This is a genomic window from Winogradskyella poriferorum, from assembly GCF_036553625.1.
In the GTDB taxonomy this organism is placed as follows: domain Bacteria; phylum Bacteroidota; class Bacteroidia; order Flavobacteriales; family Flavobacteriaceae; genus Winogradskyella; species Winogradskyella poriferorum.
In genome coordinates, this window is record NZ_JAZHOU010000009.1 from 1 (window position 1) to 16,477 (window position 16,477).

The window sequence follows — 16,477 nt, forward strand, 5'->3', positions numbered from 1 at the left end:
TCAAAGCGAACAATGCTATTATAATTCCTATTCCAATTGCCATTCGTGATTTCATTTTTCTAATTGGCTACAACGGTCTCGGCTATGAGTAGTTGCGTGGGTTAGCACTAAATTTTGCAAGTACACCCCAAACTGAAAATCCGCGAGGATTTTCAGAAGTAGTCGAGAACAAGCAATTACTTATAGCCATTGTTGTGGTTAGTGTTTTTTTATTTATTTACTCAATTTTAAAATTCTAAAAGCACCTTGAATTACCAAAACAAAAACTATTGTTCCGATAATCAAATCAGGTTTGCTTGAACTCAACCAGTTTACCAAAAGTCCAGCTGTTATTACTCCTAAATTTATAATCACATCGTTTGAAGTGAAAATCATACTTGCTTTCATATGAGCATCTTCCTTACTTTTTGACTTTTGTAAAATGTAAAGGCAAATTCCGTTTGCAATAAGTGCAAAAATCGAAACAATAATCATTGTCGAAAAGTTGGGTAGTTTCTCGTCTCCGAAAAATCTCCTTAAAACTTCTACAAATCCAATAATTGCAAGTGTTATTTGAAAATATCCAGCAAGTTTGGCAATCCGTTTTTTCTTTATTACTGTTCCGCCAACCGCAAACAAACTAATTCCATAAACAAAACTATCTGCAAGCATATCTAAACTGTCTGCGACCAATCCCATTGACTTTGAGATTATTCCTGTTGTTATTTCGATTAGGAAAAATGCGAAATTTATTCCGAGGACAGTCCAAAGTAATTTTTTTTGATTTGCATTTTCATTAAATTCCGTTTGGTCAGTTTGTTCAGTCGAGATTTTCTTTCCGCCTAAATTCAGTTCGATAACTGACTTTTCAATTTGGTCAGTTTCTCCGCTGTGAAAAACGGTCAGTTTTCGGTTCGGAATGTCAAAGTCCAAATTCGCAATACTTGAAATTCCGTCCAATTTCATTCGGATTAGATTTTCCTCTGAAGGACAGTCCATTTTAGTAATCTCAAATATTGTTTTATTCATTTAGTTTCTCGGTTTTTTTACATTAACCACAACGGTCTCGGCTATGAGTAGTTGCGTTGTTTAGCACTTAACTTTGCAAGTACACACCAAACTGAAAATCCGCGAGGATTTTCAGAAGTAGGCGAGAACAAGCAATTACTTATAGCCATTGTTGTGCGTTCGTACTTTTTTATTTCCAAACCTCATTTAATGTTTCTCTAAATAGCTTGTCAAGCTTTTCAGTTTCTGGTTTGAAATTTTTATTATAATCTTTTACTTTATTTTCAAAATATCCAATTTGCTCTTCAACAAATTCGTTAATTATTTCAATTCGAGGTTCTTTGTCAAGTTCCTCTCCTGATTTTTTCCGCTCCAATAAATTCTCAATTTCTTTTTTTAATTCAGGATTCTCAACTTGAGTATTCACAAGCTTTTCAAATTCCATTGGTGCCATCGTTCCCATAGATTCAATCCATTTACAAGCTAATATTGGCCTTAAAACATAAAAGTATTTTTTAACTCTTACTAAATCAGTTTGCAAATAGTCTCGATAATTTCCTTTTGCCATATGCAAATAGTGATAAGTACAAGACTTTGGATTAAAATAATATTTGGTCAATTCGCGCATTTTTTCCGCTGTCGAATATTGTTCTAAATAGATTAGCGGACTTCGTAACCATTCCAACAGAGGTGGATTTGATTTTCTAAATAACTTTAGAGTTTTTCTTAATTCCCAACCTGCAAAATCTAAATCATTTGGCAACATTACTTCCATATTATCCTTTTTGTCATCAATGGATAAATACCAATTGGGATTTTGAATATATAAGAACCTCACATCCCAATCACTATCAGTTGAAGCAAATCCCCAAGCTCTACTTCCAGATTCAACAGCGTAAAGTATCTGAATTTCCTTTTCCTTTTCAATTCGTTTTAACTCTCTTTTTATTTCTTCGGTCAATTTTCTCGGTTTTTTTGGTATGACGCACAACGGTCTTGTATATGAAAAGTAGCAGATTTGTATGTGCAATTTTTCAGTTGAAAACAAAGATAGCAGAAAAGAACCAAACTTTTAGTTTAGCTCTTAACTGCTATTTTTTATATACGTTGTTACCCACTGGCTTTATTCCGTTCTGCTTTTCAATTCCGATATTTTCTTAAATGTTCGGATTGAGCGTTGGCAAGACATACTCTTTTGCAATTTTTGATGGCGTGGTGGCTTTGAGCGAATTGCAAATGTGTATGGCTTTTAGTAGGGATTAACTTGCACAACAACTCAATTTAGAAACATCTTTTCCAAAAGTAATTGCTGCTAATTTGATTCCTTCTCCAAGTGTCAAATATGGATAAAAACTTTCAGCCAAATCTTTTACTGTAATTCCAAATTTAATAGCCATACTTAATTGTTGGATGAGTTCACCACCTTCTGGTGCTATTACTCTTGCTCCAATTAATTTATCCGTTTCCGTATTACGAATCAACTTTATAAATCCTCTGGTATCTTGTGCAGCTAAAGCTCTTGGTACATGTGTTAGATCTAATTTTGATACTTCAAAAGGAATGCCTCTTGATTCAGCTTCAATTTCATCCATACCTGCTCCCGCAATTTGAGGGTCTGTAAATACTACCCAAGGTAATGATGCATAATCTACACTTTGTTTTGATAATGAAAATGCATTATTAACGGCTGTACTGCCTTCGGTTGCTGCTGTATACACAAATGGCGGTGTATTAGTGACATCACCAGCTGCATAAATATTGGAAATATTAGTTTCCATTTTTTCATTAACCACAATATGCCCTCTTTCTGATAATTTTAGGTCTATTTTTTTTAGACCTAATTTAGACGTGTTTGGCGTGGTTCCTGTCGCGACAACAATATGTCCTTTTTCAACAATTTGTGTTGTAGAACCATCAGGACAGTTACAATGAATAATAGTATTGTTGCCCTCTTTTTCAAATTTAAAGGCTCTAAAATTTGGAAGAATTTCAATGCCTTCACTTTTCATTTGTTCAACTAAAACACCAGTAATGTCTTCGGTTTGACTTCGTAAAGGTCTATCTGTAAATTCAATGATGCGCACTTTTACACCTAAACGATTATAGGCCATTGCTATTTCCAACCCTATGTAACCTGCGCCCATAATGGTTAGGCTTTCTGGTTTTTCTTCTAAATCGAACAAAGACACATTAGTTAAATACCCAACTTCATTTAATCCTTCGATATTAGGTATGTTGGTGGTTGCTCCCGTGGCTATTATAATATTGGTTGCAGTGAACTTGTCTTTTCCATCTACAAGAATGGTTTTAGTATCCACAAACTCTGCCCATCCCTTGAGCATGGTCAAGCCTTTAAAATCACTGACCACATCCATATATTTTTGTTGTTGTAATGCAGCAACTAAAGCTTTTTTATCCTTGATAACTTGTGCGAAATCAATGTCAACGCCTTTTGGTTTTATTCCTGCAAAATTAGAATGTGTAGCGTGGTAAGCTGTTTCGGCAGCTCGAATTAGATTTTTAGAAGGTACACAACCTACATTAACACAAGTGCCACCAAAATCTAAACCACCATTTACCATAAGCGTGGTAAGCCCTAAACTTTCGGCTTTTATGGCTGCTGAAAATGCAGCAGAACCACCTCCAATTACGATTAAATCGAATTGATTTTTTCCTTTGTTGGACGCTTTATCTGTCGTGCTATCCGAAATTGAATCACAACAATCCTCTTTTTCATTGCCTTTAACAACCGTATACTTACCAATGCTATTTACAGCGTTAATCAATTCCTCTTTATTCAACTTGGCAGTATCAAAAGTAAATTCTCCTTTACCAGTTTCGTGGTTCACAGAACTGATTAGAATACCATCTTTTTTATTGATATCCTTTTCGATATGTAATGAACAGCCACTACAGGTCATTCCTTCTATCTGTAATGAAACAGTTTCTGTTTTTTGAGATAACTCGTTTTTCTTTTTAAATAAATTCTTCATATTAAAAATGATTTGTTTTTATGTGGTGCTTAATAAATATAGGTGATTATTTTTAACAACATTTTAAGCCAATTTTATTCGATTCAAATAAATCTTCCATGGTTAATATCTTGCCATTTACATTGCTGTCAAGCCATTGTTTTGCGGTTTGTTCGCTTGCAAAAAAAAAGACGTGATTGCAAAAGGAACCTCTGATATTGCAAGAGTCCATTTTTTCAATCAAAGAGAGAAATATTGGATATGGATTAGATGATATCAAATGATCGCATTCAATATTCAACTCAATTATAGAATTGTCAATTGGGTCTTGAGATATAATTTGGGACGAAACATCCAGCCATTCGGTAAACAATATAGCGTCTAATGCACACCAAGTATAAAGTGTTTTGCCTTGCACTATAAACTTGTGGTTGGTAGGTGTAATCGACAAACCAGAAAAGGCTGTAATTTGGTTATTTTCATTTAGCTCTCCTAATAATTCCAACAGTGAATCAGCTTTCTCTTTAGTTGCATCGATAAGTGCATAAAATGTTGTTTTTGGCAGTGGATTGCCTTTAAGTAATTCCCTTTGGACATTCACGATAAAATTATTATCATCAAGTTGAATTTCAGATAACATGGTGTTTAATTGTTTGCCCAAATATTGCTTTGCTGTTTTCATAAGATTTATTTTTATTTATTAATAACTTTATAACCCGTTGAATTTATAGCTTTTTCTATATCTTCTTTAGATGTTTTTGTATTGTCAAACTCCACTTCGGCATTAGCTTTCTCATAAGAAGCAGCTACATTAACAATACCTTCTAATTCGTTAACAGCGTGCTTAACGTGTTCTTCACAAGAAGCGCAAGTCATACCTTTTACATCAAAATTTACAGTTTGAATGTCTGATTGATTTACGACAATAACCTCTTTTTTGTTATCTGGATAAAATATATGAGAATAATAAGGAAAGCTAATTGAAATAGCTGCAAACAATGTAATGCCTATTAAAAAGCCTTTGGTTTGATACCATTTTGGTTTTGCATCAACTTCGCAACAGTCATCGGCTTTTTTGGGTTTTAAGTAAGCATACCAAGCATAGCCAATAGCTATTACAGCTAAACCTATTAAATAGGGTCTAAAAGGTTCCATCCAAGATAGTGCAGATGCACTTCCTCCAACGCCAGCTATTAATGCTATAACAGGTGGTATGCAACAAGATGATGCTGCTACAGCAGCAAATAAACCTGTGTATGCTGCATTTTTTGATGTTTTTTCTGTTTTCATTTCTTTATAAATTATGCTGTTTTTCTAATTAATTCGATAGATTTAAAAATGCTAATAAATATCTCTGTTTCATCTTTATTTAATGAATAATAAAGTGTTTGACCATCTCGTCTTGAATTGATTATTCCTGCATCTTTGATTTTACGTATATGTTGTGAGATCGCAGGAACACTCATTTTTAGTATATCAGCTAAATCACAAGGACATAGTTCATTTTCTAAATTCAATAAATAAAGAATTCTCAATCTTACATCGCTTCCTGCAATTGATAAAAGTTTTGTCATTTTTTGAAAACTCCCTTCCATATTATCCAATGCCTCCATACAGTTTTGTAACTGCTTATGGTTGGCTTCCGCTCTTGTACAGGTTATTTCTAATTTCATTTGTGTATATATTTTTATTAAAGTTATTTGCTTTGTCGTACAAACATATAATTAATTACGTATATAAGCAAATACTTAAATACATAATTACGAATTTTGGGAAAGTTTTAGCTCTTTTGGTTTTTAGAGCGTTGGATTTATGTGTTGGGAAAAACCGAAAGTGCTAAAATATGCGGCTGGTTTTCAGCTTGTGGGTAACGGTCTCGTATAACCGTCAGTTACGGGATTAAAGTTAATGATTTTCGGTTAAGCACTGACGTTAGCAATTCCGAGTGGATTCGGACGTAGTCGAATCTGCCGTAATTGCGGTTATACATTGTTGTAACACGTTTTTATTTTTCATTCCGTTTACTTTTCCTTTCTTTCTTGACCTTTTTTTTGATTTTAGATTTCTCTTTCCATTTATTCAAATCAGAATTTGGGTCAGAAGCTTGTTTGTCAATTTCTTCTTTTGTTAGACCTTTAAAATCTTTAATTGTTATGTGAATACTTTTGGACATATTTTATTCATTTCTTTCTTTAAGTCGTTTTAATAAGTCTACTAAATGCTGTTCAGAGTGAGTTCTCATTGAAAATTCAAAATGCCAAAGTGCATCGTTTTTGCTTGTGTTGTCCATTCTCCATTTTACAGCAAGTAAATCTTTAATAATGTCAGTTAAATCATCTAATTCATCACCACATCCAATTTCGATATTCGGTTCCATTTTATTCGAATCTAAAACCATACTATACCAATCGAAGCTGGGGAAATTAGATTTAATATTTTCCTTTATTTCGTTGTAATCAAAGTTTGGTTCTTCATCATAATCCGTTTCTTCAAATTCAAATTCCACATCTAAAAATTCCGAGTAAATTCCGACTAACAGTTTTTTTAGAACATCAGTTTTGTCGGTCAATTCAACTTTTGGGTTTATTCCGAACTCTGTGACTTGGTCTATAAGTTTTCTTAATTCACTCAATTTTTGTTGGTTTGGTTAAATGTGTTACAACGGTCTCGGCTATGAGTAGTTGCGTGGTTTAGCACTAAACTTTGCAAGTACACACCAAACTGAAAATCCGCGAGGATTTTCAGAAGTAGGCGAGAACAAGCGATTACTTATAGCCATTGTTGGCAGTAGGTTTTTTATATTTCCACTAGATTATATTCTATTTTTTCTTTTTGTGAAACTGTGTTAATTATTGTTGTTTTTGTTATTGTAACATCTCTTAGTTCACCAATATGTAATTCTTTTAATACCTCTGTAAATAAGCTTGCACATTTTACAGAAAAAATTTGGCCTGAATCGACATCTCTAATTTCAATTTTATTTTTTAGACTTAAAGTAATTAATTCAGCTTGAAAGCTTATAGTTTCAGGTTCAGATATTTCAATACTTTTAAAAGTATTTGTGAACATTAATATTTTATCTTTATCTCCAATCCATTCACGAGTTTCATAGTCCGGACTTTCCCAAGTAAGTTCAATTTCTAAATCATCTTTAACGAGCTCATCTAGAAAATTCGAAAAGTATTTAGAGCTTTTTACTCCAACTTTCTCGATGTTTTCCATCAATTCAGTTTCATTGTTTGAAGCAAATAATTCAAATGTATTTTCTAATGAATCTTGAATTATACTCTTTCCAAAAATGTCAGGACTGGTTTTTGCAGAAACATAAAAAATTGTAGAACCACTAGCCATACCTTCAAGTCTGATATCAAGGCTATTTTTTAAAATACTTTCAATTTTTTTTCCTCCTTTTTTTCCATATTGAAGAAATTGAGAAGTTTTGTAAAGTGCATTCGAAAAAGAGTTTGTTATTCCTCCAACTGATTCTAATGGAAATGTTCCTGACCTTGCAATATTGCCTTTAAGCCTTAAAGCTATTATTTCCTTATTACGTTTGAGGTTTGCATCGTGTAATGATTTTTGAAGGTTGCTAATTTCTGATTTGTAATTTTCGATTTGCAATTTTATAGCAAAATCATTCGGATTACTTTTAAGCAAAGGAATTAGCTCCTCAATCTGTGATTGAAGATACTCTATACTTTTGTTTAATTTGCTAATTGATTCCATATTCAAATCTAGCTATACCTTTAGGAACTTCATTTCTAGTAAAACCAAACCAACCTCTCCAATAACTTCTATTATTTATATCATCATTTGCGCATAACAATATATCTAAATCATATCTTATTTTACTATTTGGTCTGTTAAAAAGACTATTTATTATTTTTTTTTCATCAATACTTAATGAATTTATTTGGTTTTTATCATATACTATAAGTAAGTCAATATCGTCTGGTTCATCTTTTAGGGTTAAGAAAGAGCCATCTAACCAAATCTCAAATTTCGCATTTACTTGAGATAATTGACCTAAAAACGTTCTCAGTTGACTAACTAAGTGAATTCTTCTCGTTTGATTTGTAAAATTATTTACAAATATAGTTTCTAGGTTATTTAAATCAATATCGTGAAACCCTGCGGGTAAAAGTGGTTCGTATTCTGTTTTAGTCATTCGTTCGTTTTACTTACTGCCAACGTTTTTGTATAAGATTAGTTGCGTGTTTTAAGCTATTAGTTTAGCAAATATAAACCGAATAGAAAATCCGCGAGGATTTTCGTAAGTAGGCTAGTACTAGCAATTAATTTTATACGGTGTTGAGCTTAGTTTTTTTCCTCTCCATATATTCGTGAACTTGTTTTGCTTTCGGTCTCCATTGAATAGCCATATCGTCAAGTTTAGTAAATTTTCCTTTAGAGTGTATTTTGATTTTTTCCAGTTTCAATTTCGTTTCAATGTTAGACGTTGTCGTAGCTAAAATGATACTATTATCATCTTCAATTCCGTCTTCTGACATTACTTTTAAGTCATAATTTACTAATTGATTTCCTTTCCTGTATTTTTTAGATTTATCAAAAAGAGTCCTTATGTAATGTTCTGATGCTGAATGATTAAAAAATATATTATTTGTACAGTTTAAAAATTGTAAGATATTCAATGAATCTACAGAATTTGTATTTGATATTTCAACAACAGATTCTTTTCGATTCCCGACTTTATAAATGTCAGAATCAAATATTATTAAAAGATATTGTTCATTTAATGGGAAAAATATTTGTTGTCCTATCCAGCCACTACCATTATAATTCATACCATCAAACCAATTTTGAGATTCCATAAATTGATTGTATTTCACAACAGGAAAGTCTGATGTAATAAAAGGATGATTAGTTGTGTTTTTTAATAATTTAAAATTTAAATCCATTGCTAGCATGACTCTGCCTTTTAAATTATCAAGCATTATTTTATGAAGGTTTTCATTTTTCACAAATTGATTTAAAATATCTTGCTTTTCTTGATTATAGAAGGTTGAATCTATTTTGTCAACTCTATCTTTTTGTTCAAGTAGGGTTTGCCTCATAAGATTCACACGCATTGGATTCCTAGATTCCATTGTGAAAATCAAGTGTAACATATCTGATTGTTCAGATGAAAATTGTTTTGGGATATTTTCGTTTTGAATATATTTCAACACTAAAGGTGCTAAAATATTTTCAAGGTTTTGGTAGAAATCTTCAAGCACACCATCTTTACCATAAAAGTATTTTTTTGAAGCCTGCTTTTTTAGTTTTCCATCTTTTATGAAAAATTCGCTTTTAGTATTAAAAACGCCTATTTGATTCAAGTTGTTCAAATATGAAAAATGCCTTAAATAGAATTTAGGCACATAGTGTTGATTCGCCTTTTCTGTATTTGATTTCAAGGGCTGGTTCAAATTAAGCACAACGGTATCGTATAACCGACAGTTACGGGTTAATATGCGTTAATTTTCGGTTTAGAACTGGTGTTAGCAATTCCGAGTGGATTCGGACATAGTCGAATCCGCTGTAATTGCGGTTATACATTGTTGTGCGTTCGTATTTTTATTCCGATTTAAAATTCCTTGTTCCATTTTGGTAAAGTTCCGAAAATCTCAAAATGTCTTTGCATAATAATTCCCTCAACGGTCGCTGGGATGTCAGAATGTTTTTTATCAAACGTTTCGTACCAATAAATATCCAAAGCTTCTATTTTTTCCGCTTTCAGTTTTTCTTTCCAACTTATTTTTCTCGGTTTATCAAATTGTTTACCATTAACAAGCCTGTCATACATTCCGCCTTTCCGTACTTTTTTGGTTCCATTCTGATAGATTTTCCCTGAAGAACCAATATAAATTAATTCAATTTTTCCATTTTTGAGAGCGTAAACAATATAAATTCCGATTCCGTTTTTCGGTGCATTACAGACTTTTTCAAGCTCATCGTTTTCTTCAAAAAAGAAATGTCCATTTGATTTGTATTCTTCTAATTCTTCAAACATTTTCGTTCAGTTTGGGTATGACGCACAACGGTTTAGAGCATGAGAAAGTTGCGTATTTTATAGCAGGATTTTTCATAACTCATTTTCAACTTTAAATATATTACTTTTTTTTCTTTTATACTTTTTTGAAGCAATTTTTTATGCGCATTGTTGGGCACAGTTTTTAATAGTTAGTGTTTCTGAAGTCCAACCATATTTTTAATTCAGATTCTTTCAGTTTATGCTTTTCTGAATACTTCGATACAATTCCACTGTATTTTTGAAATTGAAATCTGTCAAGTCTTGGGTTTGCAATTAACTCGAATTCCAGTTCGTTAATGTCAGGTAATTTATATTTAAGTCCAGGTATTTCCAGAATCTCTTTCATAAATCCAATTATTCTATATTCCGATTCGTGATTAAAGGCTTGATGTTTTCTAAAAGCAGAATATTTAAGTGAGGATTCTTGTTCCTTAAATAACATTTTGTCAAAATTCTGATATTGCACAATTCCAGCAACAACTAAATCAATTTTACTTGTGGGTTCTGTTTGTAAGCTTATAGAATCTTTAATTAATTTTTGAAAGTACTTACGCTCAAATCGAATGGCAAAACCAGCTTTTCCATAAATATCCCACATTGCAAAGGATTCCGTGTCATTAAGAATCCAACAGCTTACAAATCGGTGTTTCTGTTGTTTTGTCAATTTTGCTTGTATTGCTCTTAATTCAGCCTTATTATTTTGAATTATTTGAGTCCAAATGGTTTCTGATATTTCCGGATTTGCTTCTTCTGGTTTTGATAAAGTTTGAGTTCTTACTTTAAGCTCATTAATGTCGTAAGGTTCAATGTTTTCTAAATTATCTTCAAACTTGTCTAATCTCGACAGGAATAAGCTGTTAGTTTCCAAAAAGTCAATCAGCTTTTCAATAGTTACATATCGATAGACATATTTTTGTTTAATTCCTTTTGTATGATATGTTTCCCAAGTCATTTTAATTGTGCCCAACGTGTTTGGCTATGATACGTTGCGGAAAAATCCACAGGATTCTTTCCGCCGTAGCCGAAAGATAGCAAATTGCAATGAAATTCCGATAGGAATTTCAGCCGCAATGGATTATAGCCGTTGTTGTGTGTAGGTTTTATTTTTATTTATCAATTCAGTTATTTTTTTCGCTTTTCCATAATCCGCATCGTTCAGCCATATTTTTAAATTCCGCTTTTCTGTTTTCAGAGTTAGATTTGCTTTGGTTTTAAATTTCCCTCCGTTTCCACTTCCAGTTAAAAAGTCGATAATTACACTCAAAATTGAAATCAGCCAATTAGTCCGTTCAGAGTTCAATTCCGCACTTTTTATTTCCGTGTATGAGTAAGTTCCGTTGTTTTCCGGTTCGGAAGCATCAATGACATTAAATTCGTCCGTATTCAGGATAAATTTTAATTCCGGTTTATTTCTCAATTCAACAGTTTCTGTCATTCAGCGTTCTGATTTTTCAACTTACACACAACGTTGTTGTATATGGTTTGTTGCGTGGTTTAGCACTAAATTTAGCAAATAAAAACCGAATAGAAAATCCGCGAGGATTTTCGTAAGTAGGCTAGAACTAGCAATAAATTATATACGGTGTTGGCAACAGTATTTTATTTCATTAATCTTTAATCTGTATATGCAATTATATTAAAATCAAGACTATGTTTTTTGCATTTCGGACAATAATTGTTTTTTGTGTTTAATTTTAAATCAAAATTATCCAAAGTGTAATTGTTCTCATTGTTTCCTTTCAATTCTTTATTTGAATAGAATTTATATTTAGAATTATTTTTCTCAATTTTATAGTTGATGATTTCAAATTGTCCTGTATTTATATTAATTGCGGGAACTGGACAATTAATTTGAAAATCTAATTTATTGCCACCGTAATTAAATTTTGTTTTAAAATCACAAAATTTACATTTTGCAGATATAATATTTCCCATTTTAAAAGAAATTATTTATTCCATTCAGGCGGAAATTGCTTGTAAAAAAAATTAAAATACATTTGAAATGTTTCTTTCTTTTTCTTTTCAAATGATTCCCCTAAAACCTGCTCATAATAAGCATCAAGAATAACGATTGATTCAGTTACATAAGTTCCCAAGTCTGATTGCAACATTCTTTTGTAATGTTTAATATGATTTTCAATTACTTTTTTAAGTTGCTCCATCATAGTCATAACGACGTGTTCGTTACCACCAAAAGGATTTTCTCCAAACTTATGAGGATTTAAATTTTCCAAATCCGCAGATAGTTCATCACTTAATATAGTTTGCCTAAAACCAGCTTGTAAAAAAGCCATATCCAATATTGGTTTTCCAGTTCCAATTTCAGTTTCTAAATTTATTTTGACCTTTCGGTCGTCAATTAATAATTCTTTTTGATACATATTCTATTGTTCCATTGTCATTATTGCCATTAATCTTTGAGGTGCTAATCTTTCTAACCATTGATGAGAGTTATTCGTTGGAAAAACTCCAGAAGGTTGTGAACGCAATTTAAAAGCAGAAATAGGATTTCCATCTAATTCCGTTTGTTGTAGTCTTGATATTGGCGAGAAAAAGTCCAAACCTTCTTTCTCTTTTGTAAATGTTTGCATTGTTCCGTCAAATGCTTTTACCATTTCAAAATCAATTCCGTTGGATTTGTACAAATCCACATCTTCGTTTCCAACTGCTTGTAAAAGACTATCCATTGAAAAAGCTCCAATCATTATATCAATTTCTCTTTTAAAGTTGAAAGTTTTGAAGTTTCCAAAATCAACTTGAGATTTTAAACTGCTAAATTCGTTAGGAATTATTATTTGGTCATTTTCGACAAGTCCAAGAGTTTTGTACATTAAACCAAATGGTGATTGAAGCATAATCTCAATATTTCGAGTGCTAACATCATTTAGTTTGTTACGAATAGGTAAGTCGGTTTCAATTGGTAGAATGTCGGTCTTTGATGTTCTATTTTCCCAAATATCATCAATGTTTGTTTTTGAAAACGCTTCTAAAAAGCATTCTTTCATAAAATCATCCATAAGCTTTTAAAATGGTAATGTATCGAGATATATATTTTCTTTCGTTTCTCTGACTTCGATTGATAAACGGGAATATTTATGAATTTTGTCGTAAAAATTTAAGTAATAATTTCTCTGGTTATCTATTATTTTTTCGTGTTCTATTTTGAAAGTTAGTTGTCCTTCTGAACATTGTTTTGTACAACTAACCATATATTTTAAAAATCTGTAAAATCTTGTTTTATTTGGCATTCCAGTCAGAACGTTTTTTGACATTAGAAAAGGAATGAATGATTTAGTGTTATAATTCAAACACGAATTAATCAATTCAGCTTTAATTTTTTCTATGTTGTTAGTTTCGTTCATATTGTTGCCAACGGTCTCGGCTATGAGTAGTTGTGTGGGTTAGCGGTTAATTTAGCAAGTACACACCAAACTGAAAATCCGCGAGGATTTTCAGAAGTAAGCGAGAACAAGCAATTACTTATAGCCATTGTTGTGTGCAGTTTTTATTTATTATTCAGTTCCTTTTCCTGAGTTGCCCACATAATGACATCTCGAAAATCAATCTTTGCTCTTTTGGTCAATTCTACAACCTCATTTAAATTACCTTTAGCTAAATATAAAATTGACATTCTTGTGTTTTTTAAATTATATTCCGATTCAGCCATAACATGCTTTAATTTAATCGATAAAAGTTCTTTTATTACAGATTCTCTAAACCCCAATTCAAAGTCTTTATCTATAAAATTTAGTATTTCCTTATCCATACTATTATAATTCTATTTGCTCATTTTGTTTAAAATTCCGATTGTGTCGGTTTTGTAAAGGTCAAAATCTACTTCTGTACCTGTTTTGGCTAAAAATTCAACTGTTCTTTTATTCAGTCCGAAATAAGGCGTTGAAGATTCTGGGTTTATATCGATGTCGATTACAAACTGTATTCTAGTTGTTAAATCATATTTTTCTTTCAGTCCGTTTATCATTTCTATTTTGGGTTCAATTATATCAATCAATTTTTCAATATAAGTTTCCAAATCAATATCGGTTCCAGCATCGATTTGGTATTTCCACGCAGTTGATTTAGGGACAGACTCTTTTTTTATCATCACAGAAGTCGGTTCAATATTCAATTCTTGTGTTACTTTTTCCGTGTCGAAATAGTCGGCATCAAAAGAGAAGTACAAATAGTTATTGCATTTATTTCCGCTATATGTTAATTTCTCGTTCACTGGTTTGTTTTAATTGCACACAACGGTCTCGGCTATGATTTCGTTGCGGAAAAATCCGCAGGATTCTTTCCGCCGTAGCCGAAAGATAGCAAAAAAGCGTTGAATTCCGATTAGGAATTCAACCGCAATGAATTATAGCCATTGTTGTAGTGCGTTTTTTTTCGTTAATATTCGGTTACAGAACTCCAATTCTCTCCTTTTTTTATCCTATGGATTTGTGTGTCCGAAACTCCGAAGCGTTTTGCAATCATATTGATTCTGTTCTTTTCGTTTTTCAACTGGCGTTTAATGATTTTCACTTTTCCCTCGTTTAGTTTTCCGATTTTTTTACCTCTTTTTTGCACAACTTTTTCCCAATTCGGATTGTTGAATTGATGAATTTCCTTTTCTCTTTTGGTTGCCCATTTTAAGTTTTCCACTCGATTGTCGGTTTTATCATAATTCAGATGAATGACATAAATTCCGTCGTTCTGTTCAAGAAAATGTTCTGCCACAAGTTTGTGCACGTATCTGCTGGTCGATTTTCCGTTCTGTTTTTGTTTGACTGGTAAATTCTGATATCCGTTTATAAAGTATTCTTTAACCAAAAATTCCTTATCGGTTTTGCAGTTTATAATTCTGCCGTAATTTGAGATTTTGAACTTTTCATTTTCGGCAATTCCATCGTCAAATTCGACCTCTTTCCATTCTTCATTCCAATAGTTTCTTATCATCCTAAATGCTTTTCTCAAATGCACTACAACGGTCTCGGCTATGAGTAGTGCGGGTTTGAAAGCTTAAGTTTTCAAACTGGCACGAAAGCGAGCGAGCCGTTTTTTATATTTTTTTAGTTTATGATAGAATAAATATACAAACCGCGAGCGGAAAAAGTAAGAAAATATCTTAAACTTAACCACCAGAAGCAATTACTTATAGCCATTGTTAGGCACTGGCTTTATTCAAATTTTAATCTATTCTGATTGTCCGTTTTAGATATGTGTTCAGTCACTTTATCAATCACATAACTACTTTGGTCAACTATATATGTTTGTAAATCCTCGTCAAAATTCCGTTTTCTCGACAGGATTACTTTTAAAGCATCTCCTTTTCTGAAAGCCTCGTTTTTTAGACGCTCAAAAAATTCATCGTCTTTAATTGATGCTTTAATCGGATAACCTCTAAAAATAAAAGCCCATTTTGCGTGTCCCTCAAAATGTATGGTCTTTATTATTAAAGTCGCTTCGTCGGTCAGAATATCTGATTCAGGTATTTCTTCTATTTCCAACGTTTCTGATTGGTCAATCAGCTTTGGAAAGTCAGTTCGGTTAATATTTATAATTTCTCTTTCTTCTCGTTCTATTTTCAAGTCCTTTACATTTTCGTCGTTATTTACGATTATAAAGGTCTGTTGAATTTTTTGATTTGCTCCAGAATTTTGAGATACATTATAAATTACTTTTGGCAATTCTTTGTCAACGATTTGCTTGTCTTCCAAAATCTGTTTTATTTCTTCTTCTGTTTTGTTTTGGGTTGCATTTGTAGCAAATAAAATCAGAAGTCCAACTAATGTTCCAACGGTTAAATCTCCCATTTTTTCTAAAATCAAGTCTTTGTATTTTGATTTTAGCTTTATTTTGAAACTTCCATTTTCAGGTGGTGAAACCTCAATAATCATATCGTCAGGATTGTAACCTAATTCATTGTTTATTAAGTAAAGTAGCTGTTTGTAATTGTTCAGAAACTCAGTCAGAGTATCAACTTTGATATTTCCGTCTCCACCAAATTTTATTGTCAGTTGGTTGTTTTCAGCCATTGATTAATTCCATATTATTTAGTAAGATAGTTTTCCCAAATTTCGGGTTCAGTATTCTTTAAGTTAGACTCAATGAATTGAATTCCTTTTTTGGATAATCTTCCAATTGTTTTATAAGGTCCCCATTCTTGTTTTTTAATCAAATAATTTCTTACAAAAAAACTGGGTTTAGGGTTATCATCTATTTTTTTTTCAAAGTGAGAGTCATTTAATTCCACATTGCCAAAAGACTTTGAATGTGTTATCATACCTCCAAGAAAAAACAAATCATCAATTTCTTCAAAATATACTATCGGATGATATGATTCATCTTTTCCACTTTTAGAACCTTGGATTATATCTCCTTTTGTAAATTGTTCAGTCATTCAGTTTCTTCAGCTTGTGCCTAACGGTCTGGGCTATGGTTTCGTTACGGAATGGTACGCGAGTATCATTCCGCCGTAACCATAAATTTAGCAAAAAGG

At 32.0% G+C, this 16,477-nt stretch carries 21 protein-coding genes; all 21 read right to left on the reverse strand.

Annotation, left to right across the window (positions count from 1 at the left end):
- Positions 1–213: 213 nt before the first annotated feature.
- The 21 genes from V1468_RS16260 to V1468_RS16360 all read right to left on the reverse strand — a co-directional run bounded on the left by V1468_RS16260 (position 214) and on the right by V1468_RS16360 (position 16,378).
- Entirely contained in the window at positions 214–1,008 is a 795-nt protein-coding gene (locus V1468_RS16260; protein WP_331811268.1) for a cation transporter, read from the reverse strand.
- A gap of 169 nt (positions 1,009–1,177) precedes the next feature.
- Entirely contained in the window at positions 1,178–1,948 is a 771-nt protein-coding gene (locus V1468_RS16265) for a nucleotidyltransferase domain-containing protein (protein ID WP_027880570.1), read from the reverse strand.
- 298 nt (positions 1,949–2,246) lie between these two features.
- Complete coding sequence (merA, locus tag V1468_RS16270) at positions 2,247–3,980, reverse strand: mercury(II) reductase (protein ID WP_051437537.1); 1,734 nt, start codon at positions 3,978–3,980, stop codon at positions 2,247–2,249.
- Positions 3,981–4,032: 52 nt separating this feature from the next.
- Positions 4,033–4,641 (reverse strand): organomercurial lyase, encoded by a 609-nt coding sequence (gene merB / locus V1468_RS16275; protein WP_026775753.1) that lies wholly within the window; start codon positions 4,639–4,641, stop codon positions 4,033–4,035.
- Between the two features lie 11 nt (positions 4,642–4,652).
- Positions 4,653–5,249 carry a mercuric transport protein MerTP gene (gene merTP / locus V1468_RS16280; protein WP_009780795.1) on the reverse strand — a complete coding sequence of 199 codons (597 nt, stop codon included), beginning with the start codon at positions 5,247–5,249 and terminating at the stop codon, positions 4,653–4,655.
- An 11-nt stretch (positions 5,250–5,260) separates the two neighbouring features.
- On the reverse strand, positions 5,261–5,632 hold the full coding sequence (locus V1468_RS16285; RefSeq protein WP_009780794.1) for an ArsR/SmtB family transcription factor: 372 nt from the start codon (positions 5,630–5,632) through the stop codon (positions 5,261–5,263).
- A gap of 503 nt (positions 5,633–6,135) precedes the next feature.
- On the reverse strand, positions 6,136–6,591 hold the full coding sequence (locus tag V1468_RS16290) for a DUF5063 domain-containing protein (protein ID WP_331811269.1): 456 nt from the start codon (positions 6,589–6,591) through the stop codon (positions 6,136–6,138).
- A gap of 164 nt (positions 6,592–6,755) precedes the next feature.
- On the reverse strand, positions 6,756–7,685 hold the full coding sequence (locus tag V1468_RS16295) for a hypothetical protein (RefSeq protein ID WP_331811270.1): 930 nt from the start codon (positions 7,683–7,685) through the stop codon (positions 6,756–6,758).
- Positions 7,672–8,127 (reverse strand): DUF6932 family protein, encoded by a 456-nt coding sequence (locus V1468_RS16300; protein WP_331811271.1) that lies wholly within the window; start codon positions 8,125–8,127, stop codon positions 7,672–7,674. Before V1468_RS16300 ends, V1468_RS16295 begins: the two co-directional genes overlap by 14 nt.
- Before the next feature lie 133 nt (positions 8,128–8,260).
- Positions 8,261–9,376, reverse strand: coding sequence for a DUF4238 domain-containing protein (locus V1468_RS16305; protein WP_331811272.1), 1,116 nt, complete (start codon positions 9,374–9,376; stop codon positions 8,261–8,263).
- Positions 9,377–9,546: 170 nt separating this feature from the next.
- Positions 9,547–9,972, reverse strand: a complete 426-nt coding sequence (locus V1468_RS16310) for a hypothetical protein (protein ID WP_331811273.1) — start codon at positions 9,970–9,972, stop codon at positions 9,547–9,549.
- A 163-nt stretch (positions 9,973–10,135) separates the two neighbouring features.
- Positions 10,136–10,945 carry a DUF2971 domain-containing protein gene (locus V1468_RS16315; RefSeq protein WP_331811274.1) on the reverse strand — a complete coding sequence of 270 codons (810 nt, stop codon included), beginning with the start codon at positions 10,943–10,945 and terminating at the stop codon, positions 10,136–10,138.
- 123 nt (positions 10,946–11,068) lie between these two features.
- The gene (locus tag V1468_RS16320; protein ID WP_331811275.1) at positions 11,069–11,428 is read right to left on the reverse strand and encodes a hypothetical protein; all 360 of its coding nucleotides are present in this window, start codon (positions 11,426–11,428) and stop codon (positions 11,069–11,071) included.
- A 179-nt stretch (positions 11,429–11,607) separates the two neighbouring features.
- Complete coding sequence (locus V1468_RS16325) at positions 11,608–11,928, reverse strand: hypothetical protein (RefSeq protein WP_272854211.1); 321 nt, start codon at positions 11,926–11,928, stop codon at positions 11,608–11,610.
- 11 nt (positions 11,929–11,939) lie between these two features.
- The gene (locus V1468_RS16330; protein ID WP_272854212.1) at positions 11,940–12,374 is read right to left on the reverse strand and encodes a hypothetical protein; all 435 of its coding nucleotides are present in this window, start codon (positions 12,372–12,374) and stop codon (positions 11,940–11,942) included.
- Positions 12,375–12,377: 3 nt separating this feature from the next.
- A complete protein-coding gene (locus tag V1468_RS16335; RefSeq protein WP_331811276.1) occupies positions 12,378–12,998 on the reverse strand; it encodes a hypothetical protein in 621 nt (206 codons plus the stop codon).
- 500 nt (positions 12,999–13,498) lie between these two features.
- Positions 13,499–13,759: a hypothetical protein gene (locus V1468_RS16340; protein WP_331811277.1), complete on the reverse strand. Its 261-nt coding sequence runs from the start codon at positions 13,757–13,759 to the stop codon at positions 13,499–13,501.
- Positions 13,760–13,771: 12 nt separating this feature from the next.
- Entirely contained in the window at positions 13,772–14,221 is a 450-nt protein-coding gene (locus V1468_RS16345) for a DUF4279 domain-containing protein (protein WP_331811278.1), read from the reverse strand.
- Between the two features lie 164 nt (positions 14,222–14,385).
- Positions 14,386–14,934 carry an HNH endonuclease gene (locus V1468_RS16350; protein ID WP_331811279.1) on the reverse strand — a complete coding sequence of 183 codons (549 nt, stop codon included), beginning with the start codon at positions 14,932–14,934 and terminating at the stop codon, positions 14,386–14,388.
- Between the two features lie 221 nt (positions 14,935–15,155).
- A complete protein-coding gene (locus tag V1468_RS16355; protein WP_331811280.1) occupies positions 15,156–16,013 on the reverse strand; it encodes a hypothetical protein in 858 nt (285 codons plus the stop codon).
- Between the two features lie 14 nt (positions 16,014–16,027).
- Positions 16,028–16,378: a hypothetical protein gene (locus V1468_RS16360; RefSeq protein WP_331811281.1), complete on the reverse strand. Its 351-nt coding sequence runs from the start codon at positions 16,376–16,378 to the stop codon at positions 16,028–16,030.
- Positions 16,379–16,477: the final 99 nt, after the last annotated feature.

What these genes read in the sequence shown, in the direction of transcription:
- V1468_RS16325 (WP_272854211.1), bottom strand. Translation starts at nt 11,928, where the DNA reads ATGGGAAATATTATATCTGCAAAATGTAAATTTTGTGATTTTAAAACA.
- merTP (WP_009780795.1), bottom strand. Translation starts at nt 5,249, where the DNA reads ATGAAAACAGAAAAAACATCAAAAAATGCAGCATACACAGGTTTATTT.
- V1468_RS16310 (WP_331811273.1), bottom strand. Translation starts at nt 9,972, where the DNA reads ATGTTTGAAGAATTAGAAGAATACAAATCAAATGGACATTTCTTTTTT.
- V1468_RS16330 (WP_272854212.1), bottom strand. Translation starts at nt 12,374, where the DNA reads ATGTATCAAAAAGAATTATTAATTGACGACCGAAAGGTCAAAATAAAT.
- V1468_RS16320 (WP_331811275.1), bottom strand. Translation starts at nt 11,428, where the DNA reads ATGACAGAAACTGTTGAATTGAGAAATAAACCGGAATTAAAATTTATC.
- V1468_RS16335 (WP_331811276.1), bottom strand. Translation starts at nt 12,998, where the DNA reads ATGAAAGAATGCTTTTTAGAAGCGTTTTCAAAAACAAACATTGATGAT.
- V1468_RS16340 (WP_331811277.1), bottom strand. Translation starts at nt 13,759, where the DNA reads ATGGATAAGGAAATACTAAATTTTATAGATAAAGACTTTGAATTGGGG.
- merB (WP_026775753.1), bottom strand. Translation starts at nt 4,641, where the DNA reads ATGAAAACAGCAAAGCAATATTTGGGCAAACAATTAAACACCATGTTA.
- V1468_RS16260 (WP_331811268.1), bottom strand. Translation starts at nt 1,008, where the DNA reads ATGAATAAAACAATATTTGAGATTACTAAAATGGACTGTCCTTCAGAG.
- V1468_RS16355 (WP_331811280.1), bottom strand. Translation starts at nt 16,013, where the DNA reads ATGGCTGAAAACAACCAACTGACAATAAAATTTGGTGGAGACGGAAAT.
- merA (WP_051437537.1), bottom strand. Translation starts at nt 3,980, where the DNA reads ATGAAGAATTTATTTAAAAAGAAAAACGAGTTATCTCAAAAAACAGAA.
- V1468_RS16360 (WP_331811281.1), bottom strand. Translation starts at nt 16,378, where the DNA reads ATGACTGAACAATTTACAAAAGGAGATATAATCCAAGGTTCTAAAAGT.
- V1468_RS16350 (WP_331811279.1), bottom strand. Translation starts at nt 14,934, where the DNA reads ATGATAAGAAACTATTGGAATGAAGAATGGAAAGAGGTCGAATTTGAC.
- V1468_RS16300 (WP_331811271.1), bottom strand. Translation starts at nt 8,127, where the DNA reads ATGACTAAAACAGAATACGAACCACTTTTACCCGCAGGGTTTCACGAT.
- V1468_RS16285 (WP_009780794.1), bottom strand. Translation starts at nt 5,632, where the DNA reads ATGAAATTAGAAATAACCTGTACAAGAGCGGAAGCCAACCATAAGCAG.
- V1468_RS16295 (WP_331811270.1), bottom strand. Translation starts at nt 7,685, where the DNA reads ATGGAATCAATTAGCAAATTAAACAAAAGTATAGAGTATCTTCAATCA.
- V1468_RS16315 (WP_331811274.1), bottom strand. Translation starts at nt 10,945, where the DNA reads ATGACTTGGGAAACATATCATACAAAAGGAATTAAACAAAAATATGTC.